Below are 21,840 nucleotides of genomic sequence, written 5' to 3' on the forward strand. Positions count from 1 at the left end.
ACATTGTGGGACAGTGGGATGTTGCCCGCTGCCTGTCACATGTGCCTCATCCCTACGATGAGGACGATGTACGATACTTCATCGAAGACGTCGCATCGGTCGAAATGCGGCTTGAAAGGAGCGCTTTCCGCTAAGCGCTTAGCTTCGCCACCAACGCGCGCAGCTGCGCGTCTAGTTCTTCGTCGATCAGCCTGCCCGCCTCGGCGTCGAAGGTGTGGTTGAAGCTCGGCACGCTCAAATGCCCCACCACTTCGCCGCCGAACCTGGGCGCCCAGCGCACCGCAAAGCCCAGCACTTGATCCGCGCCCGCGCGGCCCGGTGAGGTCGCGAGCAGCGCCATCTTCTTGCCCTGCCACACATCGTCGCGCGCGCGGCTGCACCAGTCGAACAGGTTCTTGAACGCAGCGGAGTAGGTCTTGTTGTTCTCGGCAAACGAGACGAGAATTGCATCCACCGCGCCGACGCGGGCAAGGAAATCGTGCGCCTGTTGCGGGACGCCGCTCTCTTCCTCCCGGTCGAGCCGGTAAAGCGGCATCTCATAGTCGTGAATATCGAGGGTTTCGACCTCGGCAAAATCGACCATGCTGGCAGCGTAGGTCACCAGCTTGCGATTGATCGACTTCGACGAATTGCTGGCGGCAAAGGCGAGCAAGCGCATGGGGCAACTCCTTTTCGAGATCGCGTGCGAGCCTGCGGATCACCCCCGCCATTCGCGGCGTTCTTCCGTCGCTTTCAGAACCTCGTAGGCGAGATGGAGCTTCTGGAATTCCTTCGCCGCGTCCTCATCGCCTGGCTTCACATCCGGGTGCACTTCCTTGGCGCGGGCGCGATAGGCTTTCTTGATGTCCGCAAACTCCGCGTCCGCCTCCAGCCCGAGAGCTTCGAGCGCGCGCATTTCATCGGCGCTGCGCGATCCGTCTCCCGACCCCGCCCAGCCGTAATGCGAGGCTTCCGCATAGCCCGCGCTCGTCTGACGTTCGGCCTTGGCGCGTTCTTCCTTCTCGGCCTTGTCGAGGCCTTCGAAATAATCCCACTTGGAATTGTATTCCGCCGCGTGCTTCTGGCAGAAATACCAGCGTTCATTGCTGTTGGGGGCCTTGGGCGCGGGGCAATCGCCAGGCTCGTTGCACCCCGCGCGATCGCAGATGCGCACATTGGTGGCCTCGCGCGTGGCCTCGTAACCGCGCCAGCGGGGAAAGCCCCAATCGTTCGATCGACGCGCGCGCGCCATCACCAAACCAGCGCAGAAGAAGGGGAGGGGATGAGCGGGCGCATCGCCTCAACCTAGTCTTGCCGAGACCGATTGGAAACCCGTCAGAAAAATCAATTTCAAATGGGAACCTATTGCCCCCTCGCCCGGTTCTAGAGGACCGGGCGCGGCGGCTCCTCTCCCCGCCGCGTCCAAAACGGGACGACCTTGCATGAGCCGCCAGCTTACGCTTTCCAGCCTCCTATCGGCCACCGCGATGGTGTGGCTGTGCCTGGCCAGCCGCGCCGGCCTTTTGGCGCTCGCGGGCGTTTGACCGGCCCTGTCGATCACACCCTAGTTGATGACCCTAATTGATGACGACGCTCGCCGCGCGCCGGTTCTGAGCCCAGGCGGCCTCGTTCGAGGCCAGCGCAACCGGGCGCTCCTTGCCATAGCTCACCGTCCGGATCCGGTTCGCCGGAATGCCGAGGCTCACGAGGTAATTCTTCGCCGCGTTCGCGCGCCGTTCTCCCAAGGCGACGTTGTATTCGCGCGTGCCGCGCTCATCGCAGTGCCCTTCGATCGTGAAGGTGAGCGAGGAATATTGCGAGAAATACTGCGCCTGCGCCTGGAGCGAGGCGGCGTCCGCGCTGTCGATGTTGAACCGGTCGGTGTCGAAATAGATTGTCGTCGCGCTGCCGACCGCGTTGGCGAAGTGCTCTTGCGTGCCCGGAACCGGTCCCGTGGGACGCGTGGAGGGCGGGGGCGGCGCGGTCTCCGCCGGAGCGCTGGTCTCGACAGGGGGCGGAGGAAGCTGCTCGGGCGCCTTTTTCGAGCAAGCCGCCACGGCGCTTACACTGGCCAGTAGCAGAGCGATTTTGATGGGCTTGTTCATGGCGTTTCCTTTCACTGGGGGCTTTGAACGGTTTTGCCGCGTCTTTGGCTGTGTGACTAGAGAGCTCGAAAGACGGCGCAAGAAGCGGATAAGACCTTAGGGCCGGATCGGTCCCCAGGCGGGATCGGAGGCATCAACGGGTGTGGGCAGGCGGCGTTCGTTGCGGCCTGTCAGATCAACCTGCCACAGCGAGGAGCGCCCGGAATTGCGGGTGGTCCGGAAGAACTGGATGATCCGTCCATTGGGCGCCCAGGTCGGTGCCTCGTCCTGCCAGCCGCTGGTCAGCACTTTGAGGCCGCGCCCCGACGGTGTCATGACGGCAACGTTGAAGTCTCCGGCAATGCGCGTGAAAGCGATCTGGTCCCCGCGCGGGCTCCATTCGGGCGTCGCGCAGCGCCCGCCAAAAAAGCTGATGCGCCGGGGATTGGTGCCATCGGCGTTCATAACGTAGCATTGCTGGCTGCCCGAACGATCGCTTTCGAAGACGATCCTCGATCCATCGGGCGAATAGCTGCCGCCAATATCGATGCCCGGCGTGCTCGTCAGCCGCTCGCTGGAGCCGCCATTGACCGAGACGCGGTAAATATCGGTGTTGCCCGCCACGGCCATGGAATAAAGAATGTGCTTGCCATCCGGCGACCAGCGCGGCGCGAGCGTCGGGTTGGAGTTCTGCGTCACCAGGGTCTGCTTGCCCGAGCCGATGTCATAGACATAGATGCGCGGGTTTCCATCGACGTAGGACAGATACAGGATCTTCGAATAGTCGGGCGAATAGCGCGGCGTGAGCGCGGTCGCGCTGCCAAGCGTAAGGAAGCGGTGATTGGCGCCGTCGGAATCCATCACGGCGAGGCGCTTCACCCGCCGGTCCTTAGGGCCGGTCTCGGCGATATAGGCAATGCGGCTGTCAAAGAACGGGTCTTCGCCGGTCAACCGCGCGTAGATGAGATCGGAGCATTTGTGCGCCGCGCGCCGCCAGTCCGCCGGTCGCACCACATAGCCTTCGCGCACCAGTTCATCGCGCAAGGCGACGTCGTAGAGATAGCAGCCCACGATGATCCGGCCATCGTCGCCAACGCGCACATAGCCGTGAACGAGCATTTCCGCCCCGCGCGCGGTCCAGTTCGACCAGCTCGGCTCAGTGATCTGATCGAAAGCCGGGCGCGGCAGCGAGGTCGGCCCGGTGGGCTTGAACAGGCCGTTATTGCGCAGGTTCGCGGTGATGACGTTCGCGATCTCGCGCCCCAGGGCGGCGGTGCCTTCGGCGTTGGCGGGCGTTGGCCGATCGCGGTCGGTTGCAAAGGCGGGAATGGCGATGCCCAGATCGCGCCAGTCGCTTTCATCGGTCACGGTGCCACGCAGCGGCCCGTCCTCTTCCGTTCCGTCACCTTCTATGGTGAGCGCTTGGACCTCGCCGCCCTCGGCAAGGGGTTCGCCCAGATCCTGATTTTGAGCCACAGCCGACGTGGCGATCGCCAGAAAAAGCGCGAGAAAGGAGATCGGTGTGCGTATCATTAGAGCCTTCTGTCGAATTGCCACTCGAGATCGTCCCAGCGACTATAGAATTGCTCGGGCAAGGTGAAGGGCGCAGCCAGTTGAACCGCTCGAATTGCACGTTCGCAGTGCAGGCCCGCCTGGGGACGGTTGCTGGCGGTGATGCTGCTTGCGCGGTTGCGGCACGTTGGCCGGCCCTTGAGCGAGCCGTCGGGATTGAGCTTCCATGACACCACCGAGACGAGCTTCTCCGCGTCCACTCCGGTCGGCGCGTTCCAGTGCGGACGCAATTGACGGGTGATGGCGGAGGACAAGGCGGCGCGTTCCGTGCGCCCAAAGGTTGCCGCCGGCGCACCGGTTTCGTCGCTGTCGCTGGAGCTGCCCGAACCCGAGAGGAAGTCTTCGCCGATGCGCGAGCCTTCGGCCTTGCGGGGGCTCTGGCTCGATTGCGATGCGCTATCGCGAGCGGAACGAGGTTCGGTCTCTGGCTCTCGCTCGACCGACGCGCGCTGCGTGCTGGAGGGCGGCGGCGGTGTGGTCTCGCTCGGGGTCTGTTCGCCAGCGTCGGCCTCAACCTCTTCGCTGGGCGCGACCGACCGATCGGACTGGGTGGGCGCAATCGCCTCGCGGCTTTCGAGCGTCACTCTGGGCGCAGTCGCCTCCAGGCTGACTTCGCTGGCGAGGCTCACCGTCATGCGCGGCTCGATATCCGCAAGCGGCGGCGGCGCGGGTTGCAGCAAGAGCAAGGCGACGATGCCGGCGTGCATCGCCACCGCGACCATCAGGCCGGTGCGATCCTCTCGGCGTAGGGCTGGAGCGTCGGCCATGCTTCGCGGTCGCTATGGCGGGCTAACTGAACCGCTGGTGACCAGCGAGATCGAGGTGAAGCCGGCGCGGTTCAACTCACCGAGCACCGCCATCGTGCGACCGTAATCAAGGCTCCGGTCTCCGCGAAAGACTATGATCGGCAAGTCTCCGCCCGCATTCCGGTCAATCGCGGCGAGCGCGCCCGGGAAATCGGCGTCCGAAACCGCGTCGTTATTGATGTAGATGACGCCATCCTCGTCCACCGAGATGGTGATCTGCTCAGGCGTTTGCTCAACCGGATTCGCGCGGCTGTCGGGCAGTTCGATGGGCACGCCGACGGCGAGCAGCGGCGCGGTGACCATGAAGATGATGAGCAGCACCAGCATGACATCGACAAACGGCGTGACGTTGATTTCCGACATCGGCGCGCGGCGCGAGCGGCGGCCCGAGGCGCGGCCGGAAGAAACATTCATGGCCATCAGCCGTATCGCTCGTCATTGCGAGCGAAGCGAAGCAATCCAGAAACCGACTTACGCACCCTTGAGCCTCTCTGCCCCACCCTCGGGCCCCTGCGCCAAAGTGACAGACAGTTCGGACCATGGATTGCCGCGTCGCTTTCGGCTCCTCGCAATGACGAAGTGTCGGCCATCACGCTCTATCCAGATCGCGGCTGAGCCCGGCGTGGACCTTGTCCGCGAACCTTTGGAGCTTCGCCTCATAGCGGTCGACGCGCGCGGAAAAGCGGTTGTAGGCGATCACCGCGGGGATCGCGGCGAACAGGCCGATAGCGGTGGCAAACAGCGCCTCGGAGATCCCCGGCGCCACGACCGCGAGCGAGGAGCTTTCCTGCGCGCCGATCTGGAAGAAGCTGTTCATGATCCCCCAAACGGTGCCGAACAGCCCCACGAACGGCGCGACCGAGCCGGTGGTAGCAAGAAAGTTCAGTTTGGCCGCCAGATCATCGGCCTCCTCGGCGATCTGGCTTCCCATCGCCGCGCCGATGCGCTCGCGCGCGGCGGCCTTGTCGAGCGTCTGAGCGTTGGCGGTGGAGCGTTTCCATTCATCAAGCCCTGCCGCCGCTACCCGCGCCGAAGGCACTTCGCCGCGCATTGACCGGGTGAGCAGGCTCTCGCGATCCCGCGTCTCCCAGAAATCGCCCTCATATTCGCGCGAGCGCTTCTCGAGCGCCGAGGCGCGCATCGAGAAGGCGACAATAATCGTCCACACCCACACGCTGGCGAGGATCAGGCCGACCATGACAATCTGCACCACAATATCCGCATCGAGAAACAGTTCGAGCGGATCGAGCCGGGTCGGCGCGGCGGCCAGAAGAGCAATCTGGGGTGTCATGAAGCCTCGTTGTCCATGAAAGTCCTGTACGCCGCTCGCCAGGCGGCGGGCTGACGGCGCGGGCGTCCGTCGGGGCTGAGAAAACCGGCGCGCACCTTGGCGCTGGCAAGCGCCTCTTCCCCGCGCCGCGCAATCTGGTTCATGCGCACGCTTGCCGCGCCCAGCTCGTAACACGTGGTCTCGATCACCACATCGTCGTCCAGCCTGGCGGGGCTGCGATACTTGATGTCCATCTCGGTCACCGCATAGGCGCCCTCCCCGCTCTCGATGGCGGCGCGCTGATCGATCTCGAGCACACGCAATAGGTCCGAGCGCGCGCGCTCGAACCAGCGCAGATAATTGGCGTGATAGGTGATGCCCGAGAGGTCGGTGTCCTCGTAATAGACGCGCACCGCGTAGAGATGGCGCGGGCCATCGAGAACGCCGCCGGGGAAGTTGGGCTGAACCATTGCCGATCGCGATTAGCGCAGCGGAATCCGCGAAGCCAGAGGAGTTTGCCGCACGCACCCGAATGGCGGCAGAACGAATCGCACGCGCGACAAAGCGTGCTCAGCGCCGCCAGATCATCGGGCCCAAAGGCTCTCCGCCAAAGACATGGACGTGCAGATGCGGCACTTCCTGCCCGCCATGCGCGCCGATATTGGCGAGCAGGCGATAGCCGGGCTCCACCAGCCCTTTCTCGCGCGCCACGTGGCCGACCGCGCGGATGAAGCCCGCGATTTCCTCCGCGCTCGCCCGGGCCGAGAAATCGTCCCAGCTCACATACTTGCCCTTGGGGATCACCAGTGTGTGGACGCGGGCCTGCGGGTTGATATCCTCAAAGGCGAAGGCCCATTCGTCCTCATAGACCTTTGTCGACGGAATTTCGCCGCGCAGGATCTTCGCGAAAATGTTGTCGTTTTCATAGGGAAGCGTCGGGTCGATCGGCATGGCTACTCCTTGCGGCTCGCTTTTTCCTCCAGGCCCGAAAGCCCTTCGCGCGCGCTCAGCTCGGCGAGCACGTGGTCCAGCGATACGCCGCGCGCGTTCAAGAGGACGAGGAGGTGGAAAAGCAAATCCGCGCTCTCCGCCACCAGTTCTTCGTTGCTTCCCGCAACCGCAGCAATCACCGCTTCGGTGGCTTCCTCGCCCAGCTTCTGCGCGATCTTGGGCAACCCGCGCGCGTTCAGCTTGGCGACGTAGGATGTGTTCGGGGATGCATCCGCACGTTGGGCGATCGTGGCTTCGAGGCGTTCGAGTGTGCTCATCGCTCAATGGATAGATAAGTCCTTGCGGCTCTGAAAGCCCCTCCCTTGAGGGAGGGGTTGGGGTGGGTGTGGAAATGCGGACAGCGTAGAGCCCCCATCCCCAGCCCTTCCCCAAGGGGAAGGGAGAACGCCTGTCAAATCCCGCGCGCAGGCAAGCCGGCATCCCTCAGCGCCTTGTGCGCATCGGAAATCGAATGGGTACCGAAGTGAAAGATCGAGGCGGCCAGCACCGCGCTCGCGCCGCCTTGCTTGACGCCCTCGACCAGGTGATCGAGCGTGCCCACCCCGCCGCTTGCAACCACGGGGACGCTGACCCGGTCGACAATCGCGCGGGTCAGCGCGAGGTCATAGCCTTGCTGGGTTCCATCGCCATCCATGCTGGTGACCAGCAGCTCGCCCGCGCCGAGCTCGGCGACTTTCGCCGCGTATTCGACCGCATCGATCCCCGTCGGCTTGCGACCGCCATGGGTGAAGATCTCCCACTTCTTCTCGTCCGCTCGCGCCGAGCCTGTCGAAGCGCGCGCGTCCACACTGGCAACGACGCACTGGCTGCCGAATTTGGCGGCGATTTCGCCGACCAGTTCGGGCCGGGCGACGGCGGCGGAGTTTATCGCCACCTTGTCCGCGCCCGCCAGCAGCAGCGCGCGCGCGTCTTCGACGGTGCGCACCCCGCCTCCGACGGTAAGCGGCATGAAGCACACCTCGGCTGTGCGCCGGACGATATCGAGCAGCGTCCCGCGCCCCTCATGGCTCGCCGAGATATCGAGGAAGCACAGCTCATCCGCCCCCGCCGCATCGTAAGCGCGCGCCTGCTCGACCGGATCGCCGGCGTCCTTGAGATCGACGAAGTTGACGCCCTTGACGACGCGCCCCTCGGCGACGTCGAGACAGGGGATCACGCGGATGCGGACGGTCATGGCTGCGCCTCGGCCTGCAAAGTGATCGTGCATGTGCCCCCGGAGGACAGATCGCACAGCGGCTCAGCCGGATCGGAGGTCGTCCGACCGGCCAGCCAGAGCAATGCGAAACCCATGTTGAAATAGAGAACGACAGCGGCCCAATAACGCTCAGGCGATTTCTCCTTGGTCAGGTTGAAATGCAACAAGCCGGTCTTGCCACGGCGCCAATCGACGATTGCAGTGACGAGCACCAGAAAACTTCCGATCAAGGCAATATCGGCGATGGTCACGGCTGCCCTTCCTCCTCGCTCATGCGCGCGCCCGGCGTTGTGAACACCCACGCCAGACACTGATCGCCCTCACACCCTTCTTCGCCCAGAAACGGCGCGAGCGCAAAGGGCCAGGCGAAGCTCGCGAAGAACGTGGCGAGCAGGCCGAAAGCGAGACCCTGTTTCCCCAGCCGCTCCCCGAACAGATTAATCATGCCGAGCGAAAGCGCAAAGAACACCACCACGTTGAGCAGCGCGACGGGCACGGTCGACACGGTGATCCCCGCCAGAAAGGTAAGCACCATAAACAGGCAACCCATCTCGCGCATTAGTCAGGACGCCTCGTCATTGCGAGAGAAGCGTCCTTCGAGACGCGCTCAGCCTGCGGCTTCGACTGCTCCTCAGGATGAACGGGGTTTGGTTTTTCAAGATGAACCATTTTCCCGCTCATCCTGAGGAGGGATCGAGCGCAGCGCCGCCAGGCGCGCAGCCGAGAGCCCGTCTCGAAGGACGCTTCGCGGCACGCAAAGACCACCTGGGAACTGCGCGAATTGGACCAGAACAGCTACCATCCCCGCTCATCCTGAGGAGGGATCGAGCGCAGCGCCGCCAGGCGCGCAGCCGAGAGCCCGTCTCGAAGGACGCTCAGGACCCTGCCATAGCGCAAGGGTAAGATCACGCCCGCTCCCCCATCGCAATCGCGGCGGCGAGGTCGAGCTTGCCCTCATACAGAGCGCGGCCCGTGATGACGCCCTCGATCCCTTCATGCGCGTGGATCGAGAGAATGTGGATGTCGTCGAGCCCCTTCACACCGCCGCTGGCGATCACGGGGATATCGACCTGCCGCGCCAGTTCCACGGTTGCATCGATGTTGACGCCTTTCAGAAGCCCATCGCGCCCAATATCGGTGAACAGCAGCGCGGCGACGCCCGCATCCTCGAACCGGCGGGCGAGATCGACGACAGGCACGTCCGAGACCTCGGCCCAGCCCTCGGTCGCGACCATACCGTCCTTCGCATCGACCGCGACGACGATGCCGTTCTCCCATTCGCGCGCCATGTCCTTGACGAAATCGGGGTTCTTGAGCGCGGCGGAACCCATGACGATGCGGCTGATCCCAAGGTTGAACCAGCCCTCGACGCCCGCCGCGTCGCGGATGCCGCCGCCAAGCTGCACATAGCCGGGAAATTCGGCGAGGATCGCCTCGACCGCCGCGCGGTTTTCGGGACGCCCGGCAAAGCTGCCGTCCAAGTCAACGACGTGGAGAAACTCGGCGCCTGCCTGCGCGAACAGCGTCGCCTGATGCGCGGGGTTGTCGCCGTAGACGGTCGCGCGCTCCATATCGCCCTCGGCCAGCCGCACGACCTCGCCGCCTTTCAAGTCGATGGCGGGGAAGACGATCATTGTCCTACGCCCCTTTGTGCGCTCCTGCGAAAGCAGGAGCCCAGCCGCCTGGCTTCCTGCTTTCGCAGGAAATCACTAATTTTCCTCATGGCCGCCATGCGAGGAACCTTTCCAACAGCGCCAAGCCATAGGCCTGGCTCTTTTCCGGGTGGAACTGGACGCCCAGCACGTTGTCGCGCGCGACTGCGGCGACCAGGCCCTCGCCGTGATCGGTCATCGCCGCGACATCGGCGGGGTTCTCGGCAAGGAAGTGGTAGGAGTGGAGGAAATACGCCTCGCCGGCCTCGATCACCTCGTGAAAGCGCGCATGCGGCAACAGCGCGACATCGTTCCAGCCCATATGCGGCACCTTGATGCGTGGATCGCTCGGCTCGATGCGGCGGACCTCGCCGGGGATCCAGCCCAGCCCCTTGTGCGAGCCAAACTCGAGGCCGCGATCCGCGAGGAGCTGCATGCCCACGCAAATGCCAAGGAACGGCGCGCCGCCGACGGAGACACGCTCGGTCATCGCCTCGATCATGCCGGGCACTTTCTTCAGCCCGTCGCGGCAGGCCCTGAACGCGCCCACGCCGGGCAGGACGATGCGATCCGCTGCGCGCACGACATTGGCGTCGGCGGTGACTTTGACATTGGCTCCCACCGCTTTGAGCGCGTTGTGCACCGAATGCAGGTTGCCCGCGCCGTAATCGACGAGCGCTACGATCTCAGGCATTATTGGTTTGCGCTCGCCCATCCGGGCGAACGTCCTCGCTAGACGCCCTTCGCTTCGCTACGTGCCCGCCGCGGGCGGGCGGTCGCCCTTGCGGCTGCAACGCAGCCGTCTGGTTCCTGGCCAGCGCCCCGCCACTAACCACCCAATTGCCCCTTGGTGCTGGGCACGCTCTCGCCCTTGCGCGGGTCGCGCTCGACCGCGATGCGCATGGCGCGGGCGAACCCTTTGTAGAGGCTCTCGCAGATATGGTGGTTGTTGGTGCCGTAGAGCAGCTCCATGTGCAGCGTCAGCCCGGCGCTCTGGGCGACCGAGTAGAACCAGTGCTCGATCAGCTCGGTGTCCCACTCACCCAGCTTTTCCTGCGTGAAGCCCGCCTTCCACACCAGATACGGGCGGCCCGAAATATCGAGCGCGACGCGGCTCAGCGTCTCATCCATCGGCGAATAGGCCGAGCCATATCGGGTGATGCCCGCCTTGTTGCCCAGCGCCTCGCTCAACGCCTGGCCGAGCGCAATGGCGCAATCCTCGGTCGTGTGGTGCTGATCGACATGCAGGTCGCCCTCGACCTTCATCGTCACATCGATGAGCGAATGCTTGGAAAACTGCTCAACCATATGATCGAGAAAACCGATGCCGGTGGAGACATCATACGCGCCCGTCCCATCGAGATTGACGCTGATCTCGATCCTTGTCTCGGCGGTGCCGCGCTTGATCGAACCCGTGCGCGGCGCGGTAAGGGAGGCGGGTTTGTCGGCCATGCTGGCGCTATAGGCGGGTTGCGGGGCCGCGCAAGGGGGCGTGAGAGTGGCTCTGCAGCGTGGAAAACGGACTAACACGGACTGGCTGGCGCGCAGTGTCCAAGAAAATCAACAGTTGCGTCCATTCCGATTTACATTTGGGCGCACGAAAGCCTTGACCAGACCCGCGCGTGGCTTCACCACTGCTAGAGTATGACGGATGAAACCCCCGACAGCCTCATCCCTTACGATGAGATAGTGCAGGAAGCGCTGCGCGCCGTCGTTGGCCGCGTCCTCGGCTCGATCGAGCAGGGCGGCGGGGAATTGCCCGGCAATCATCACTTCTACATCACGTTCAAGACCGCAGCGCCGGGCGTCTCGATCCCGCAGCATCTCAAAGAGCGGTTTCCCGACGAGATGACAATCGTGCTTCAGAACAAGTTCTGGGACCTGGAAGTGCGCAAGGAGGGCTTTTCGGTGGGCCTTTCTTTCAATCAGATCCCGGCCAAGCTTGATATTCCCTTCGCCGCGATCACCGCTTTCGTCGATCCGGCGGTCGATTTCGGCCTCCAGTTTCAGGCCACCGTCGCGGACATGGCACCCGAAGCGCATGAGAGCGCGGAAAACGACGGGGTTGGCGAGGACACCGGGAATGGCAGCCCCGGCGACGGCGCCAGCGACGACGATGACGATGGCGGCGGCTCAAACGTCGTGACCGTCGATTTCGGGCGCAAGAAATAGCGCCCGCGACGGGCACCTGGCGAACCCCTTTCATGGTCAAGCCTCCCTCCCCTCGCGCGCGGACAAAGCCAGCGAAGAAGGAGCGCAAGGCGCGCGCGCCCGCTTTCCTGCCGAGCCCCGAGGCCACGACCAATCTGCTGATTGCCGATATCGTCCTGCGCGGGGCCTCCAACCTGTTCCGCAAGAGCGTTGAGCGAAAGGTCGCGCGCGCCAGCGTCGATGACGAGGAGGAGGCGGAGCGGCTGATCGACGGGCGGACCGCGCTGCGCACGCTGGGCCTTTACGGCGCGAGCCGACTGGCGACCCGGTCTCCGGCGGGTCTCGGCCTAGTTGCCGGAGGGCTGGTCTTGAAGACGCTGTACGATCGCGGAAAGGCGCGCCAGCAGCGAACGGCGCGCCAGCAGCAGAGGGCGCGCCGCGCAAGGCCCAAGCGCTGAGCCCCGCAGCAAAGCCACAAGCGCGCGGCTTCTTCCCCCGGCGTGCAGCTTGCGCCCCTTGATTTTGTGCTTTCACTTGCGGCAACGGGGCCTATGCCAAACACCGCCGCCGCCAAGACCGATCCCGACACCGACAAGCTCCACCGCCGGGGCCTGCTCTTCATCCTGTCTTCGCCCAGCGGCGCGGGCAAGACGACGCTTTCGCGCATGCTCCTGGACGCCGACCCCGAAATCAAGCTCTCGATCAGCGCCACCACCCGCGCCCCTCGCCCCGGCGAAGTGGACGGGGTGCACTACCATTTCGTCTCCGAGGCGCGCTTCGATGTGATGGTGGAAGAGGACGAGTTCTACGAATGGGCCGAGGTTTTTGGCTATCGCTACGGCACGCCCAAGGGCGCGATCCGCGAAGGGCTCAAGAACGGGCAGGATTACCTGTTCGACATTGACTGGCAGGGCACCCAGCAATTGAAGCAGAAGGACGATCAGGACGTCGTCACCGTCTTTGTCCTCCCGCCCAGCCTCTCCGAGCTACGCCGCCGCCTGGAGGCGCGCGACCAGGATACGAAAGAGGTGATCGACGCGCGCATGGAGCGGGCCCGGGCGGAAATCAGCCACTGGGCCGAATACGATTACGTCGTCATCAACGACGATATCGAGACGTGCTTTGACCGCGTGCGCGAAGTGCTCGACGCCGAACGCATGCGCCGCACCCGCCAGACCGGGCTCATCCCGTTCGTGCGCGAATTGATGGGCGGCTAGCGACAACGAAATGCGCAGCGCCGTGGTTCTGGAGGGGCTTGAGCTCACGCTTGACCTTGGCACCTACGCGCCTGGCGATGTGAAGCCCGACGCGCATCTCCTCGACATGACACTGACCATCGATCCCGCTTTGGCGCTCGTGCCCGGCGATGCGATGCGCCATGTCTTCGACTATGACCCGCTGATCGCCGAAATCGACCGGCTGGCGCGCGATGGCCATTACGAAACGCAGGAATGGCTGATGACCCGCATCGCGCGGGCTTGCGCCGCCTACGCGGTGATCGAGGCGGTGGAGTTGAAACTCTACAAGCGCCCCGTCCTGCGCGGATCGGACGGGCAAGGGTCGGGCACGCTGGGTGTGACGCTGTCGATGGATCGCGCCGAGCTCGATACGCTTGCTGGCCATTAGCCCCCGCTTCCTATTGGAACTCATGGCCTAGCAGTCTATCGTGAAATCATGTGGCGCACGCTTTTCCCCGCTCTCGCGCTGGCGCTTTGTCCCGTGCAATCGCTCTGGGCGCAGGCCTCCAGTGTCGCTGAGGGGCAAACGAAGGATGAATCTGGCGCAGAAATCATCGTTCCCGGATCGCGCGACAAAGCGGCGCAGAAGAAGGCCATCAATCGCTATATTCGCGCCGTTATGCGCACCGAGCGCTCGGGCCAATACGCGCGCTTCGGCGCTCCCATCTGCCCCTCGGCCATCGGCTTTTCCGAGGGTGTCGATCTTCTAGTCGAAGAGCGCATTCGCGTGGTTGCCAGAGCTGCCGAGGTCTCCGTCGCTGAGGAAAACTGCGATCCCAACCTCCACGTTGTAATCGTCGAAGATGGCAAGGATGCGATAGGCGCTCTGCGTCGCAAGCATCGTGGCGCGTTCGGTCGAATGCGACCCTATGACCGCGAACAAATTGAGCGCGGGCCGGGACCGGTTTACAACTGGCATACGGTCCTCCCAATTTCATCAAGCGACGGGCGCAACCGGGGCATGATGGGAACAGGCTATGTTGGAGGCTTCGGTCCGGCCGCCGAGCAGCTGGGCGATCCCGCCTACAACGCCGCCGTGGTCCGAAGGGATTCGCGGATCGTCCAGCCGAATAATCAGGAAATCAGACACGGCTTCGTGCTGATTGAGCGTGAGGCTGTGCGCGGGCTTTCGGTGACCCAGGTCGCCGACTTCGCCACCATGCGCGGACTGCTGAGCGCGACATCCGAGAGCAAAGAGCTGCAATCGGTCGACACGATCATGACGCTGTTCGACAGCCCTTTGCAGGAACGCCCGCCAAGCCTTCGAGAGTGGGACCTGGCCCTGCTGACCGCGCTCTACAAAGCCGCACCGGACATGAAGGCCCAGCGCCAGCGCTCGGAAATGGCGCGCATCTTCGAAGCGACGTTGACACAGGACAACTAGGCGCGTCGAACGATGCGGATGGCGGCGCTGACGGGAGCGAACACTGGTCGCTGCGCGTCAAAGCCGGGCGCAGGCGACTGCCAAGATCGCTCTATTGCGGCGGAAAATCCTCAAGGATGCTTGCCACCCCGGCGCGCAGCACTTCGGGTTCCGGCAAAGTGACGCGGTCGAGCTGCGAACCGCTCAGCGTTTTGACGCCCGCGCCGTGCCACACGGGCGACCGGCGTTCGACGTCGAATATGTCGATCGCAAGCGTGCCCTTATTGTACACGCGCACTTCGCTGACGGTCGCGGGCTGCGGGTAGAGTGCGGGGTAGAGGCCAGGATAATAGGGGCGCCCCCAGCGCCAATTGGCCGCGTTGCCGTAGAATCTCGTGGGGACCTGTGTAACCCGCTCTTCGCTGCGCGTGCCGACTGTAAAAGACACCGCAAAATCGGCCTCGGCGCGATCGGCAACATAGCGGTAGCCCTTTGCCTCAAGTTCGCCCTGTATCGCTCGGGCGATCTTGGGTTCGGCGGTCGGTGGAATAAGCGCTTCGCCAAAAACGGTCATCGGGCTGTCGCCCGCCCAGGAGAAGGTCTTGTACGCGGAAAAGTCCTGTTCGGCGTCAAAATCCGACGAGAACGAGGCGGTGCTCGCGCACGCGGCGAGAGCAAGGCTAGCAACAAGCGCCAGGACGATTGGTTTGATCATGACGTCTTCCTCCCGAATGCCCCTGAACCGGGCGAGCTTTGTACCACCGCGTTCGCCGATGCGAAGCGCGTTTTTCGCAACAGAGCGCCGAGTGGCACCGATCGAGGTCGGCTAGTGCGCTGCGGGGGACTTTGGGCGACTTTGGGGCGACTTTGGGCCGAAGCCTTATTGCAGCGTGAATTCGTTGCCCACGGGGCGCAGCTCACGCGGGCCAAGACGCCGATCATGCGCGATGCGGACCGAGTGGATCGCGGCTTCGATCTCACGCCGCCAGTGGTCGAGGAACTTGAAGAGGACCGGGTAATCGGGGGCTTCGTCGTAATCCTGCCAGACAAATTCCTGAATGATCGAAGGATAGTCGGGGAGGAAGTAGAACACCTGCGCGGTGAGCAAGCCCTCGCCCTTGAGTTGACGTTCGAAGTCTCGATCTGCGTGGCCCGGCATACGCCCTCCTGTGCCTTGCGCGCGGCGCTCCGGACCGCGCTCGTGGATCGCACACCATGCTGCAATTGGATTACGATTTGGTCAATTGTGTCCCGTTCAATCCACTGTGTATAATTTTCAATCTTTAGAGAGGCTTATATTGGCACTCTCTTGCGCGAGTGCCAGTGGGCGGGCTTGCTGGCGAAGGCGCTTTCCTACTCGCCTGAAACATGCCACGCTTTCGCCCACCGGGCGCGCTCCAAGCGAAAAGGCCGCTCTGCCCATCGGCAAAACGGCCTCAAAGGCACGCAAATCCTAGCGCCTTCGGATGCACTTGATCAACTAACTGCGATCTCGATCCCCGAGTCGCTGGCAGCAAACGCTCAAGCCGTCGGATCGTTGAAGATTGCGGGCAGGGTCGCGTTGACGACACCGCCATCCACGGGGATCGTCGTTCCCACAACATAATCGCCCGCCCGGCTGGCGAGGTAGATCGCCGCCGCCGCCATGTCCTCCGGCGTGCCGATCCGCTTTGACGGGATGAGCGCCGCCGAGGCATCGGGCGCGTTCTTGGCGGCCTTGTTCATCTCGCTGGCAAAGGCGCCCGGCGCGATCGAGGTGCAGATGATGTTGTCCTTGATCAGGCGCGCGGCCATCCGCTTGGTGAGCTGAATAACCGCCGCTTTGGACGCCTGATAGGGATAGGTCTCCCACGGGTTGATCCTGAGGCCATCGATGGATGACACGTGGATCACCTTGGCCGCGTGATCGCCCTTGGCCGCGGCGACCAGCAGGTCGTGCAGCTTTTGCGTCAGGAAGAACGGCGTCTTCACGTTGAGGTCCATGGTGCGGTGCCAGCCCGCCTCGCTGAACTCCAGATAGTCCTGACCCCAGGCAGCGCCCGCATTGTTGATGAGGATGTCGAGCTTGTCCTCGCGTTTCGCCATCTCGCTGGCGAGGTGCTCGATCCCGTCCATCTGGCTTAGGTCGGCGGGGATGCCGATCACTTTATCCGCGCCGAATTCATTGATGGTTTCTTCCATCTGCTCGACCTTGCGCGCCGAGATATAGACCCTTGCGCAGCCCGCCGAGAGCAGGCCCTCGACGAACATCTTGCCGATGCCGCGCGATCCTCCGGTGACCAGCGCGACGCGGCCATCAAGGCTGAAGAGCTTTTGTACGTCCATCATTGTTCTGTTCTCCCAAAGTGCAGAAGCGTCATTGCGAGCGGAGCGACGCAATCCAGCGCGCCCGGCTCAGCTGCTCTGGATTGCCGCGCCGCTTCGCGGCTCGCAATGACGCAAAGCTATCCTCGATCAATACCCGCTCATCTCGGCCACGCGGCCCGCGTGGAAGAAAGCGTCGCCCAGGAACTCCTGCAAGGCTCGGTCGCGCTTCATGTAGAGGCCGATATCGTATTCGTCGGTCATGCCGATGCCGCCGTGCATCTGCACGCCTTCCTTGACCGCAAGGCCAGCGGCCTTGGCGACCTTGGCCTTGGCAACCGAGCTCATCAGCTCGGCGCTTTCGGCGCCCGCGTCAAGCAATTGCTGCGCCTTGATAACGACCGCGCGCGCGACTTCGACCTCGGAGTAAAGATGGCTGGCGCGGTGCTGAAGCCCCTGAAACTCGCCGATGAGCTTGCCGAACTGCTTGCGCTGCTTGAGGTAGTCGATGGTGAGGTCCATCGCCCCGCGCGCCACGCCCACGCCCTCGGCCGCGGCGCCAATGCGGCCCGCTGTGAGCAATGCGTTCAGGATTGCGCGACCGCCATCGACCTCGCCGATCACCGCGTCGCCATCGAGCTCGACGCCCTCGAAGGCGATGTGGCTCGCCATCGAACTGTCGACGAGGCGCACCGGGTTCTGCGTCATGCCCGCAGCGTCCTGGGGCACAGCGAAAAGCGTGACACCCTCTTCGTCCTCGTCCGACCCGCTCGTGCGCGCAGCGACCACGATCATGTCCGAGCTTGCGCCCTGAACGACAAAGCTTTTCGAGCCCGACAGCCTGAAGCCGTTGCCCGACTTCTCCGCCTTGGTGGTGATGCGGCTGGGGCGGTGCTTGGCGGTCTCGTCGATCGCGACGGCAAAGACGCTTTCGCCCTCGATCAGGCCTGGCAGATAGCGCCCCTTCATGTCCGCCGAGCCATGCTTAAGCGCGGTTGCGGCCAGCACGGAAGAGGTAAGGAACGGCGAGGGCGTCAGGTTGCGACCGATCTCTTCGAGCACGATGCCCGCCTCGACATGGCCCAGCCCAAGCCCGCCATCGTCTTCATCGAGCAGCATGCCGGTAAAACCCATTTCGGCCATTTGCTTCCACAAGGCGTGGCCAAAGCCGTCCTTGCAATCGCGATCGCGCCAATGGCGCAGCTGTTTGGCGATGTTGCCTTCTTCGGCCATGAATCCGCTCGCCGTGTCGGCGAGCATGGCCTGATCTTCTGTGTGATACAGGGGCATTTTTGTCCTCCCTCACTAGGCGTCACCCCGACGCAGGCCGGGTCCAGAATGCTACGTCGCAGCTGGATCCCGGCCTGCGCCGGGATGACGCACAGTTGCAGTCCTGTGCTGGTTTACGCTCCCGGCAGATCAAGGATACGCTTGGAAATCACATTAAGCATGATCTCGCTGGTGCCGCCTTCGATCGAGTTCGCCTTGGTGCGAAGCCAGCTGCGCGCAGGCGTGCCGCCCCGCGTTTCGTCGCTCTCCCATTCAAGGCTGCGCGAGCCGCCAGCGGCCATCATCAGCTCGTGGCGGCGCTTGTTCAGTTCGGTCCCGGTGTATTTCATCATGTTCGGCTGAGCCGGGTGACCCTTCCCTGCTTTCATCTCGTCCATGAACTTCTCGCCCATGGCGGTAAAGGCCAGCGCGTCCACATCGAACATGGCGAGCTCGGCGCGCAGCACCGGATCAAGTTCATCCCCGGTCTTGGCGGAAAGACGCTTCATCGAGGCGCCGATCGCGGCGGTGCGTTCGCCGCCGCCCATGCCAGAGATCATCTCGCGCTCATGGCCCAGCAGATACTTGGCCACGTCCCAGCCGCGATTGACCTCGCCCACCTGTGCGGGAATGTCTTCGCCGTAGGACTTCGGCACTTTCACGTTGTCGAGGAAGGTCTCGCAAAAGGGCGAGTTGCCGCTGATCAGCTTGATCGGCTTGGTCGATACGCCTTCGAACGCCATGTCGATCAGGGTGAAGGTGATACCCTGATACTTGTTGTCCTTGTCGGTGCGCACAAGGCAGAAGATCCAGTCGGCCTGATCGGCGTAGGAGGTCCACACTTTCTGGCCGTTGACGACCCAGTGATCGCCCTTATCCTCACCGTAGGTCTGCAAGCTGACAAGGTCCGAGCCTGAGCCCGGTTCCGAATAGCCCTGACACCAGCGAGTTTCGCCACGCGCGATTTCATTGAGGAAGCGCTGCTTCTGCCCTTCGGTGCCGAACTTCAAAAGCGCCGGGCCGAGCATCCAGATGCCAAACGAGCTCAAAGGGGGACGCGCGCCGATGCGGCTCATCTCCTGACGCAGGATCTTGGCTTCGGCGGCGTTAAGGCCCGCGCCGCCATATTCCTTTGGCCAGGCGGGCACGGTGTAGCCCTTTTCGACGCACGCTTCGAACCAGGCCTTTTGTGCCTCGTTCTTGAAGGTCGCACGGCGGCCACCCCAATAAACATCCGCGTCATCGCGAACGGGCTCGCGCATTTCGGGGGGGCAATTGGCTTCCAGCCAGCTTTGTGTCTGTGCGCGGAAAGTCTCTAGATCGGACATGGTGCGCCGACTCCTCTCATTTACAGGTCCCACTTGACGTGTCCGTAACGTGATTTGAGACGCCCCCGCAAGCGCCGATTGCGCGGCTGGGCGTGCCGTAGCGTCACATGCGCGCGTTACACGCCGCAACAGCGCGCGGCATTGACCTTGGCCGCCATCCTCCTAGGCTTGCGCAAAAAAATGGGAGAGGACCTAGACCGATGCGATTCTCGGGTAAGACGGTCGTTGTTACAGGAGCAGCGTCGGGCATCGGAGCCGCCACCGCCACGCTGTTTGCGCATGAAGGCGCGGTCGTTTTCGCCGCCGACATCAACGAAGAAGGCGGCAAGATGGTTTGCGATCAAGGACAGGGCGATCTGCGCTTTGTCCATTGCGATGTGTCGGACACCGCCTCGATCAAGGCGCTGATGGACAGCGCGGCAAGCGAGACCGGAGGGATCGATACGGTCTTCAACAACGCGGCTGCCGGAGGCGCGCGCGCCCCTATCGACGAAATCGAGCCGGACGAATGGGACATGACGATGGACCTTGTCCTGCGCTCGGTCGCGTTCGGCATCCGCTACGCCGTGCCGCATATGAAGGGGCGCCCCTCCACCCAGAACGGCGGCGCAAGTATCGTGAATGTGTCGAGCGTGGCCGCAATTGGCCCCGGCTATTCGCCCACCGCCTTTGCTGTTGGCAAAGCGGGCGTGTTGCACCTCACTAAATGCGCGGCTGCCGACCTTGCGCAGTACGGTATCCGAGTGAACGCCGTGCAGCCCGGTTTCATCAACACCAATATCTTCACCACTTCTCTGGAAATCCCGGAAGAGATGAAATCCATGGCCAAGGCGGTGATCGCGCAGAGTTCCGCCAACGCGCAGCCCGTGGCGCGCGGCGGCCAGCCGAAGGATATCGCCGAGGCCGTCGCCTACCTCGCCAGTGACGCCGCAAGCTTTGTCACCGGCACCTCGATCCTCGTCGATGGCGGGCTGACCGTCGGCCCGCGCCACTGCTGGGACGAAGAAGCGGAAAGCCCGATGGCCGCGCTGCTGGCGATGGAGGAGCAAGTGAAGGCGGCCGCAGCAGCCGGAGCGGAAGCGGCCAACACCTGATGACCACTCAAAACAGCAAGCTTCCGCTGCGCCTCAAATTCATTCACGGCTTTGGCGCTGTCGCCTTTGGCGTGAAGGAGATCAGCCTCACCGCGTTTCTGCTGATTTACTACAATCAGGTGCTGGGCATGGACGCCTCGCTGGTCAGCCTTGCTTTGCTGGTGGCTCTGCTGATCGACGCTGTGGTCGATCCGATCATCGGCAACCTGACCGACCGGACCTATACGCGCTGGGGGCAGCGTCTGCCGTGGTTGTACACCGCACCGATCCCGCTCGCGCTCGCCTGGCTGGTCTTGTGGTCGCCGCCCGCTGAAGGCGTACCACAGTTCTGGAACCTTGTGGCCGTCGCTGCAACGGTGCGCATCCTGCTCTCGGCGTGCGAAGTGCCATCGACCAGCCTCGTGCCCGAACTTACGACCGATTACGATGAGCGCACGACGCTGTTCCGGTTCCGTTATATCCTAGGCTGGATGGGCGGCGTTATCACGCTCACCATGGCCTACACGGTCTTTCTCGCGGGCGAGAACGGCGTGCTCAATCGCGACGGCTATTTCGGTTTTGCTCTCTTTGGCGGTGTGCTGATGGTTGTCTCGGTCATGGGATCGGCCATGGGGCAGCACAAGCTGGTGGCGAAACTGCCCAAGCAAAGACCCGCCCCGTTCTCCGTGATCAGCTCGTTCAAGGAGATATTCGAAGCGTTTAGCGAAAAGGCGTTTCTGATCTTCGCTACAGGAGGGCTGGCTGCGTATATCAGCCAGGGCCTGACCTTTTCGCTCAACAATTATCTCATTCTGTTTGTCTGGCGGCTCGATACCGCGCCGATTCCCTTCCTGCCGGAAGGGATAACGGGGTTGAGCATCTATCCGCTTGCGCTGGCCCTTTCGGCGATACTGATGTTTCTGGTGGTTGGCCCGCTCCACGCGCGGTTCGGTAAACCGGGAAGCGCCGCCCTATGCGCAGTCGGCACCACCATAATGACCATCATCCCGTACGCGCTGTTCATGGCGGGACTCTGGCCGGAGCTCGACACAAGCCAATCGGCGCTGACGCTTTTGGGGCTGCTTATCGTTGGCAACACGATGGGTATCGTTGTGCTGATCTCGGCCACCTCCATGGTCGCCGAAATTGTCGAGGCCTATCTGGAGCGCACAGGACGGCGCGCGGAAGGCGCTTTCTACTCGGGCAATTGGCTGGTCCAGAAATGCGCAACGGGTCTTGGAATCTTCCTAAGCGGTCAACTGCTCAGCGTGATCGATTTTCCCGACGGGGCCGACCCTAATCTGGTGCCACAGCCGATCATCACCGATTTGATGATCTATTACCTCGCCGCCACGGTTGCTCTGATGCTGTTCGCCGGCTTCTGGCTTGGGCGCTTCCCGATAACGAGAGAAGAGCACCAGGAGCGCCTCCAGCGCCTCGCGGCAAAGCCGGTTCGAAGCGCGACATAGGCTCCAGACGGACGCCAAAAGAGAGCTTGGCGCAAGGCGAAGGCTCTGCCATCAAGACTCAGTAGCAAATCAGAAC

The 21,840-nt window shown here is 63.4% G+C and carries 28 protein-coding genes; 7 read left to right on the top strand and 21 right to left on the bottom strand.

What is annotated here, in order from left to right; translation table 11 throughout:
* Positions 1 to 130: 130 nt before the first annotated feature.
* The 16 genes from QNI87_RS14570 to hisB all read right to left on the bottom strand — a co-directional run bounded on the left by QNI87_RS14570 (position 131) and on the right by hisB (position 11,021).
* Positions 131 to 658 (bottom strand): NAD(P)H-dependent oxidoreductase, encoded by a 528-nt coding sequence (locus tag QNI87_RS14570; RefSeq protein WP_300597836.1) that lies wholly within the window; start codon positions 656 to 658, stop codon positions 131 to 133.
* A gap of 39 nt (positions 659 to 697) precedes the next feature.
* Complete coding sequence (locus QNI87_RS14575) at positions 698 to 1,231, bottom strand: J domain-containing protein (RefSeq protein ID WP_300597837.1); 534 nt, start codon at positions 1,229 to 1,231, stop codon at positions 698 to 700.
* A 325-nt stretch (positions 1,232 to 1,556) separates the two neighbouring features.
* The gene (gene pal, locus QNI87_RS14580; protein WP_300597838.1) at positions 1,557 to 2,084 is read right to left on the bottom strand and encodes a peptidoglycan-associated lipoprotein Pal; all 528 of its coding nucleotides are present in this window, start codon (positions 2,082 to 2,084) and stop codon (positions 1,557 to 1,559) included.
* A 96-nt stretch (positions 2,085 to 2,180) separates the two neighbouring features.
* Entirely contained in the window at positions 2,181 to 3,596 is a 1,416-nt protein-coding gene (gene tolB, locus QNI87_RS14585) for a Tol-Pal system beta propeller repeat protein TolB (protein ID WP_300597839.1), read from the bottom strand.
* On the bottom strand, positions 3,596 to 4,402 hold the full coding sequence (locus tag QNI87_RS14590; protein WP_300597841.1) for an energy transducer TonB: 807 nt from the start codon (positions 4,400 to 4,402) through the stop codon (positions 3,596 to 3,598). Before QNI87_RS14590 ends, tolB begins: the two co-directional genes overlap by 1 nt.
* A 12-nt stretch (positions 4,403 to 4,414) precedes the next feature.
* Positions 4,415 to 4,861, bottom strand: a complete 447-nt coding sequence (locus QNI87_RS14595; protein WP_300597843.1) for an ExbD/TolR family protein — start codon at positions 4,859 to 4,861, stop codon at positions 4,415 to 4,417.
* A gap of 169 nt (positions 4,862 to 5,030) precedes the next feature.
* On the bottom strand, positions 5,031 to 5,732 hold the full coding sequence (tolQ, locus tag QNI87_RS14600; RefSeq protein WP_300597845.1) for a protein TolQ: 702 nt from the start codon (positions 5,730 to 5,732) through the stop codon (positions 5,031 to 5,033).
* The gene (locus QNI87_RS14605) at positions 5,729 to 6,181 is read right to left on the bottom strand and encodes a YbgC/FadM family acyl-CoA thioesterase (protein ID WP_300597847.1); all 453 of its coding nucleotides are present in this window, start codon (positions 6,179 to 6,181) and stop codon (positions 5,729 to 5,731) included. The genes tolQ and QNI87_RS14605 overlap by 4 nt, the downstream gene beginning before the upstream one ends.
* Before the next feature lie 100 nt (positions 6,182 to 6,281).
* On the bottom strand, positions 6,282 to 6,662 hold the full coding sequence (locus tag QNI87_RS14610; protein WP_300597849.1) for a histidine triad nucleotide-binding protein: 381 nt from the start codon (positions 6,660 to 6,662) through the stop codon (positions 6,282 to 6,284).
* 2 nt (positions 6,663 to 6,664) lie between these two features.
* On the bottom strand, positions 6,665 to 6,979 hold the full coding sequence (locus tag QNI87_RS14615; protein ID WP_300597851.1) for a phosphoribosyl-ATP diphosphatase: 315 nt from the start codon (positions 6,977 to 6,979) through the stop codon (positions 6,665 to 6,667).
* A 134-nt stretch (positions 6,980 to 7,113) separates the two neighbouring features.
* A complete protein-coding gene (gene hisF, locus QNI87_RS14620) occupies positions 7,114 to 7,896 on the bottom strand; it encodes an imidazole glycerol phosphate synthase subunit HisF (RefSeq protein ID WP_300597853.1) in 783 nt (260 codons plus the stop codon).
* Complete coding sequence (locus QNI87_RS14625) at positions 7,893 to 8,168, bottom strand: hypothetical protein (RefSeq protein ID WP_300597855.1); 276 nt, start codon at positions 8,166 to 8,168, stop codon at positions 7,893 to 7,895. Before QNI87_RS14625 ends, hisF begins: the two co-directional genes overlap by 4 nt.
* Positions 8,165 to 8,476 (bottom strand): hypothetical protein, encoded by a 312-nt coding sequence (locus QNI87_RS14630; RefSeq protein WP_300597857.1) that lies wholly within the window; start codon positions 8,474 to 8,476, stop codon positions 8,165 to 8,167. Before QNI87_RS14630 ends, QNI87_RS14625 begins: the two co-directional genes overlap by 4 nt.
* A 346-nt stretch (positions 8,477 to 8,822) precedes the next feature.
* The gene (hisA, locus tag QNI87_RS14635) at positions 8,823 to 9,551 is read right to left on the bottom strand and encodes a 1-(5-phosphoribosyl)-5-[(5-phosphoribosylamino)methylideneamino]imidazole-4-carboxamide isomerase (protein WP_300597859.1); all 729 of its coding nucleotides are present in this window, start codon (positions 9,549 to 9,551) and stop codon (positions 8,823 to 8,825) included.
* An 85-nt stretch (positions 9,552 to 9,636) separates the two neighbouring features.
* The gene (hisH, locus tag QNI87_RS14640; protein WP_300597861.1) at positions 9,637 to 10,263 is read right to left on the bottom strand and encodes an imidazole glycerol phosphate synthase subunit HisH; all 627 of its coding nucleotides are present in this window, start codon (positions 10,261 to 10,263) and stop codon (positions 9,637 to 9,639) included.
* A gap of 134 nt (positions 10,264 to 10,397) precedes the next feature.
* Positions 10,398 to 11,021 (bottom strand): imidazoleglycerol-phosphate dehydratase HisB, encoded by a 624-nt coding sequence (gene hisB, locus QNI87_RS14645; protein ID WP_300597863.1) that lies wholly within the window; start codon positions 11,019 to 11,021, stop codon positions 10,398 to 10,400.
* 192 nt (positions 11,022 to 11,213) lie between these two features.
* Between hisB and QNI87_RS14650 the strand changes: the two genes are divergently transcribed.
* From QNI87_RS14650 to QNI87_RS14670, 5 genes are all read left to right on the top strand, one after another.
* Positions 11,214 to 11,741 carry a ClpXP protease specificity-enhancing factor SspB gene (locus QNI87_RS14650; protein ID WP_300597865.1) on the top strand — a complete coding sequence of 176 codons (528 nt, stop codon included), beginning with the start codon at positions 11,214 to 11,216 and terminating at the stop codon, positions 11,739 to 11,741.
* A 32-nt stretch (positions 11,742 to 11,773) separates the two neighbouring features.
* Positions 11,774 to 12,178 carry a hypothetical protein gene (locus tag QNI87_RS14655; RefSeq protein WP_300597867.1) on the top strand — a complete coding sequence of 135 codons (405 nt, stop codon included), beginning with the start codon at positions 11,774 to 11,776 and terminating at the stop codon, positions 12,176 to 12,178.
* A gap of 93 nt (positions 12,179 to 12,271) precedes the next feature.
* Positions 12,272 to 12,937 (top strand): guanylate kinase, encoded by a 666-nt coding sequence (gene gmk / locus QNI87_RS14660; RefSeq protein WP_300597869.1) that lies wholly within the window; start codon positions 12,272 to 12,274, stop codon positions 12,935 to 12,937.
* Between the two features lie 10 nt (positions 12,938 to 12,947).
* Positions 12,948 to 13,346, top strand: a complete 399-nt coding sequence (locus QNI87_RS14665) for a dihydroneopterin aldolase (protein WP_300597871.1) — start codon at positions 12,948 to 12,950, stop codon at positions 13,344 to 13,346.
* 48 nt (positions 13,347 to 13,394) lie between these two features.
* Positions 13,395 to 14,342: a hypothetical protein gene (locus QNI87_RS14670; RefSeq protein ID WP_300597874.1), complete on the top strand. Its 948-nt coding sequence runs from the start codon at positions 13,395 to 13,397 to the stop codon at positions 14,340 to 14,342.
* Positions 14,343 to 14,433: 91 nt separating this feature from the next.
* Here the strand turns inward: QNI87_RS14670 and QNI87_RS14675 are convergent, their stop codons facing one another.
* The 5 genes from QNI87_RS14675 to QNI87_RS14695 form a co-directional block, all read right to left on the bottom strand.
* On the bottom strand, positions 14,434 to 15,036 hold the full coding sequence (locus tag QNI87_RS14675) for a DUF4136 domain-containing protein (protein WP_300597876.1): 603 nt from the start codon (positions 15,034 to 15,036) through the stop codon (positions 14,434 to 14,436).
* A gap of 165 nt (positions 15,037 to 15,201) precedes the next feature.
* The gene (locus tag QNI87_RS14680; RefSeq protein WP_300597878.1) at positions 15,202 to 15,480 is read right to left on the bottom strand and encodes a protein usg; all 279 of its coding nucleotides are present in this window, start codon (positions 15,478 to 15,480) and stop codon (positions 15,202 to 15,204) included.
* A 362-nt stretch (positions 15,481 to 15,842) separates the two neighbouring features.
* Entirely contained in the window at positions 15,843 to 16,646 is an 804-nt protein-coding gene (locus tag QNI87_RS14685) for an SDR family oxidoreductase (protein ID WP_300597988.1), read from the bottom strand.
* A 129-nt stretch (positions 16,647 to 16,775) separates the two neighbouring features.
* Complete coding sequence (locus QNI87_RS14690) at positions 16,776 to 17,915, bottom strand: acyl-CoA dehydrogenase family protein (RefSeq protein WP_300597880.1); 1,140 nt, start codon at positions 17,913 to 17,915, stop codon at positions 16,776 to 16,778.
* 113 nt (positions 17,916 to 18,028) lie between these two features.
* Complete coding sequence (locus QNI87_RS14695) at positions 18,029 to 19,222, bottom strand: acyl-CoA dehydrogenase family protein (protein ID WP_300597882.1); 1,194 nt, start codon at positions 19,220 to 19,222, stop codon at positions 18,029 to 18,031.
* A gap of 200 nt (positions 19,223 to 19,422) precedes the next feature.
* Here QNI87_RS14695 and QNI87_RS14700 point away from each other — a divergent pair, with 200 nt between their 5' ends.
* Both QNI87_RS14700 and QNI87_RS14705 read left to right on the top strand, forming a co-directional pair.
* A complete protein-coding gene (locus tag QNI87_RS14700; RefSeq protein ID WP_300597883.1) occupies positions 19,423 to 20,316 on the top strand; it encodes an SDR family oxidoreductase in 894 nt (297 codons plus the stop codon).
* Positions 20,316 to 21,764 carry an MFS transporter gene (locus tag QNI87_RS14705; protein ID WP_300597884.1) on the top strand — a complete coding sequence of 483 codons (1,449 nt, stop codon included), beginning with the start codon at positions 20,316 to 20,318 and terminating at the stop codon, positions 21,762 to 21,764. The genes QNI87_RS14700 and QNI87_RS14705 overlap by 1 nt, the downstream gene beginning before the upstream one ends.
* Positions 21,765 to 21,840 lie beyond the last annotated feature (76 nt).

Origin of the sequence: Erythrobacter sp., from assembly GCF_030066995.1 — a bacterium.
Classification (GTDB): Bacteria; Pseudomonadota; Alphaproteobacteria; order Sphingomonadales; family Sphingomonadaceae; genus Erythrobacter.

Bases quoted from the DNA above. Each gene is read 5' to 3' on its own strand.
- QNI87_RS14595 (WP_300597843.1), bottom strand. From the start codon at position 4,861: ATGGCCATGAATGTTTCTTCCGGCCGCGCCTCGGGCCGCCGCTCGCGC.
- QNI87_RS14590 (WP_300597841.1), bottom strand. From the start codon at position 4,402: ATGGCCGACGCTCCAGCCCTACGCCGAGAGGATCGCACCGGCCTGATG.
- QNI87_RS14605 (WP_300597847.1), bottom strand. From the start codon at position 6,181: ATGGTTCAGCCCAACTTCCCCGGCGGCGTTCTCGATGGCCCGCGCCAT.
- QNI87_RS14675 (WP_300597876.1), bottom strand. From the start codon at position 15,036: ATGATCAAACCAATCGTCCTGGCGCTTGTTGCTAGCCTTGCTCTCGCC.
- QNI87_RS14575 (WP_300597837.1), bottom strand. From the start codon at position 1,231: ATGGCGCGCGCGCGTCGATCGAACGATTGGGGCTTTCCCCGCTGGCGC.
- QNI87_RS14630 (WP_300597857.1), bottom strand. From the start codon at position 8,476: ATGCGCGAGATGGGTTGCCTGTTTATGGTGCTTACCTTTCTGGCGGGG.
- QNI87_RS14610 (WP_300597849.1), bottom strand. From the start codon at position 6,662: ATGCCGATCGACCCGACGCTTCCCTATGAAAACGACAACATTTTCGCG.
- QNI87_RS14665 (WP_300597871.1), top strand. From the start codon at position 12,948: ATGCGCAGCGCCGTGGTTCTGGAGGGGCTTGAGCTCACGCTTGACCTT.
- QNI87_RS14650 (WP_300597865.1), top strand. From the start codon at position 11,214: ATGACGGATGAAACCCCCGACAGCCTCATCCCTTACGATGAGATAGTG.
- QNI87_RS14685 (WP_300597988.1), bottom strand. From the start codon at position 16,646: ATGGACGTACAAAAGCTCTTCAGCCTTGATGGCCGCGTCGCGCTGGTC.
- QNI87_RS14570 (WP_300597836.1), bottom strand. From the start codon at position 658: ATGCGCTTGCTCGCCTTTGCCGCCAGCAATTCGTCGAAGTCGATCAAT.
- hisF (WP_300597853.1), bottom strand. From the start codon at position 7,896: ATGACCGTCCGCATCCGCGTGATCCCCTGTCTCGACGTCGCCGAGGGG.
- QNI87_RS14655 (WP_300597867.1), top strand. From the start codon at position 11,774: ATGGTCAAGCCTCCCTCCCCTCGCGCGCGGACAAAGCCAGCGAAGAAG.
- QNI87_RS14690 (WP_300597880.1), bottom strand. From the start codon at position 17,915: ATGCCCCTGTATCACACAGAAGATCAGGCCATGCTCGCCGACACGGCG.
- pal (WP_300597838.1), bottom strand. From the start codon at position 2,084: ATGAACAAGCCCATCAAAATCGCTCTGCTACTGGCCAGTGTAAGCGCC.
- QNI87_RS14695 (WP_300597882.1), bottom strand. From the start codon at position 19,222: ATGTCCGATCTAGAGACTTTCCGCGCACAGACACAAAGCTGGCTGGAA.
- tolB (WP_300597839.1), bottom strand. From the start codon at position 3,596: ATGATACGCACACCGATCTCCTTTCTCGCGCTTTTTCTGGCGATCGCC.
- QNI87_RS14705 (WP_300597884.1), top strand. From the start codon at position 20,316: ATGACCACTCAAAACAGCAAGCTTCCGCTGCGCCTCAAATTCATTCAC.
- QNI87_RS14670 (WP_300597874.1), top strand. From the start codon at position 13,395: ATGTGGCGCACGCTTTTCCCCGCTCTCGCGCTGGCGCTTTGTCCCGTG.
- QNI87_RS14700 (WP_300597883.1), top strand. From the start codon at position 19,423: ATGCGATTCTCGGGTAAGACGGTCGTTGTTACAGGAGCAGCGTCGGGC.
- hisB (WP_300597863.1), bottom strand. From the start codon at position 11,021: ATGGCCGACAAACCCGCCTCCCTTACCGCGCCGCGCACGGGTTCGATC.
- gmk (WP_300597869.1), top strand. From the start codon at position 12,272: ATGCCAAACACCGCCGCCGCCAAGACCGATCCCGACACCGACAAGCTC.
- QNI87_RS14680 (WP_300597878.1), bottom strand. From the start codon at position 15,480: ATGCCGGGCCACGCAGATCGAGACTTCGAACGTCAACTCAAGGGCGAG.
- hisA (WP_300597859.1), bottom strand. From the start codon at position 9,551: ATGATCGTCTTCCCCGCCATCGACTTGAAAGGCGGCGAGGTCGTGCGG.
- tolQ (WP_300597845.1), bottom strand. From the start codon at position 5,732: ATGACACCCCAGATTGCTCTTCTGGCCGCCGCGCCGACCCGGCTCGAT.
- hisH (WP_300597861.1), bottom strand. From the start codon at position 10,263: ATGCCTGAGATCGTAGCGCTCGTCGATTACGGCGCGGGCAACCTGCAT.
- QNI87_RS14615 (WP_300597851.1), bottom strand. From the start codon at position 6,979: ATGAGCACACTCGAACGCCTCGAAGCCACGATCGCCCAACGTGCGGAT.